Here is a 1,157-nt window from a genome sequence, read left to right as displayed (position 1 = left end):
GGGAGTCTCTTCTAAGATATACAGACACCGTGATAAGCTCATCTGTCAATGTAATTTGCATTACACTATGGGAATCCGTAAAATATTTATCTTTTTCAAAAGGCACCTCAATAAAGCTGCCTCCCAGACTCCCAGAAAGAATTTCGTCTTTTTATGCTGAACTTCTTACCCAAAACAAACTTTTATCTGAAATAGATATTTTTTAACCTAAGCAACACCAATACGCAAAAGATCGTGAAAATGAACAATTCCTAATGGTTTCTTATCTTCAACCACGAAAAAGGCACCAATATGGTGATCATTAATAAAAGCTGTCGCAGCACCAACCAGTGTATTCGGCTCGACAATTTTTGGATCTTTTGTCATCAACATTAAATTTTGATAAGTTAAAGTGAATATTGCGTGCAAGATCACCATCGGTCACAATCCCAATTAATTCACCTCTTTGATTCACAACACCAACACAACCAAAATGTTTCGCAACCAAAACATTCATAGCTTCAGTCATGGTTGTACCTTGCACCACCAAAGGCATACTATCACCCACGTGCATAATATCACGCACGTATTTAAGGTGTGCACCAAGAGAACCACCAGGATGGTAAATTTTGAAATCCGTTGCAGTAAAGCCACGCATTTCTAAAAGAGCAACAGCTAATGCATCTCCCATCGCCAATTGCACAACTGTTGAAGTTGTAGGAGCAAGCCCGTGGGGACAAGCCTCTTCTATCTTTGGCAATAAGAGTACAACATCAGCTTGTCGTGCTAATACAGAGTGCTCACCCGATGTCATTGCGATAAGTGGTGTGCGAAAACGTGCAGCATGGTTTATAATGCCATTAATTCCAAGGTTTCGCCTGACCATGATAAGGCAAGAATGACATTGTCAGATCCTATCATACCAAGATCACCATGATTAGCTTCTGCAGCGTGTACAAAAAAAGCAGGTGTCCCTGTTGAAGCTAAGGTTGCAGCAATTTTTGTACCTATATGACCACTCTTCCCAAGACCAGTAATCACCACATGACCATTGGCATTTTTGATGGTTTGAACAGCAACTTCAAAAGAGGAAGAAAGGTTTCCAAGAAGAGCTGCTTCAAGAGCTTCAAGCCCCTGTTTTTCACTCGCAAGTGTTTTAAGCGCCGATGTAACAGCGC

General features: G+C 40.8%; 1 pseudogene. It reads right to left on the bottom strand.

Features of this window, described 5'->3' with window-relative positions:
- Window positions 1-207 precede the first annotated feature (207 nt).
- Window positions 208-1,157: pseudogene (locus tag ACFIK8_RS09745) on the bottom strand (SIS domain-containing protein); the annotation flags it as partial.

The organism is Bartonella sp. MR168JLCBS, assembly GCF_042194175.1.
The sequence above is the reverse complement of the archived record's forward strand: the minus strand, read 5'-3'. Positions and strand labels throughout refer to the sequence as shown.